This window comes from Ideonella azotifigens, from assembly GCF_006519715.1.
Lineage (GTDB): Bacteria > Pseudomonadota > Gammaproteobacteria > Burkholderiales > Burkholderiaceae_C > Ideonella > Ideonella azotifigens.
On record NZ_VIDT01001043.1, the window covers coordinates 1 to 1,382 of the forward strand.

Genomic DNA, 1,382 nt, shown 5'->3' on the forward strand with positions numbered 1-1,382 from the left:
TCGTGGGCGGGCACCGCAAGGTGCGAAAAAAGTGGCGCGAGCTTATCTCGACCATGAAGTTTTTCCGCCCCCACTTGCGACAAATCGACGCCAGGCGGTCATGAAGCGCAGATGGGACGCGTGGACGGCAGCCGGGCTTGATGCGCCGCAGCATGCCAGCCTGCGCCGTGGCCCGGGCGGCGCCGGTGCACGAGGTCACGCCGGTCGCCGCCGTTCGTCCGTCACGGCTGCAGTTCATCAGCCGGCACAACGGCCCGTCGCGCCGGCACTTGAAGCCCGGAAACCCGGGCCTACACTGCGGCCGCTCCAGCACAGGGCTGGTCCAAACAAGCAGGTGACGACATGCAAAAGCGCAGGGTGGTGATAGGGGGTGTGGTGGCCGTGTTGGTGCTGGGCTCGGTGGGTGGGGTGGTGGCCATGCGCAAGGCCGGAGGCCATGATGACCATGCCAAGGCAGCGGAAAAGCCGCTGGCCTTCACAGCGCGCGAGGTGGTGCGCCCGCAGGCGCTGGCGCTGCCGGCCAATGTCAGCTTCTCCGGCCCGCTGGTGGCGCCGAACACGGTGGTGGTGCGCGCCAAGGCGGCCGGCACGCTGGTCAACCTGCAGGTGGCCGAAGGCAGCCGGGTGACGGCCGGCCAGCGCCTGGGGGTGATCGACCTGGCCGAGCTGAATGCCCGCATGAACGAGCGTGAGGCCAACGCCGAAGCGGCGCGCGCCACCATGGTCCAGGCCGAGCGTACGCACACCTCCAACCTGCGCCTGGCCGAGCAGCACTTCATCTCGCCCAACGCGGCCGACGCCTCCAAGGCCGCACTGGACACCGCTCGCGCCCAGTACACCGCTGCGCAGGCCCAGGTCGAGACGGTGCACATCCTGCAGCGCGACGCGGCGCTGGTGGCGCCGATCTCCGGCATCGTCGCCAAGCGGCATGCGCTGCCGGGCGAAAAGGTGGCGGCCGAGCAGCAGTTGCTGACCATCGTCGACCTGCGCACGCTGGAAATGGCGGGCAGCGTCGGCACGCATGAGGTGTCGCAGCTGCGGCCCGGCATGCAGGTGACGCTGCAGGTCGAAGGCCTGGCAGAGCCGATGCAGGGCACGCTGGCGCGCATTGCGCCTGCCGCCGAGGCCGGCACGCGCTCGATTGGCGTCACGGTCACGCTGGCCAACCCCAAGGAAGTGCTGCGGGCAGGGCAGTTCGCCAGCGCCCGGGTGATGCTGCCGGCTGGCGAACCGAAGCTGACGGTGCCGGTCACCGCCATTGCCTCTGCTTCCGGGCAGGACTACGTCTGGACGCTGGAGGCCGGCAAGCTGATGCGCCGCACCATCGTCACCGGCCGGCGGGATGCCGAGCGCGGCCTGGTCGAGGTGGCAGAAGGCCTGCC

General features: G+C 70.1%; 1 protein-coding gene. It reads left to right on the forward strand.

What is annotated here, in order from left to right; genetic code table 11:
* Positions 1–342: 342 nt before the first annotated feature.
* Positions 343–1,382 (forward strand): efflux RND transporter periplasmic adaptor subunit (locus FKP22_RS30435; protein ID WP_141291935.1); only part of this gene is annotated, 1,040 nt, incomplete at its 3' end.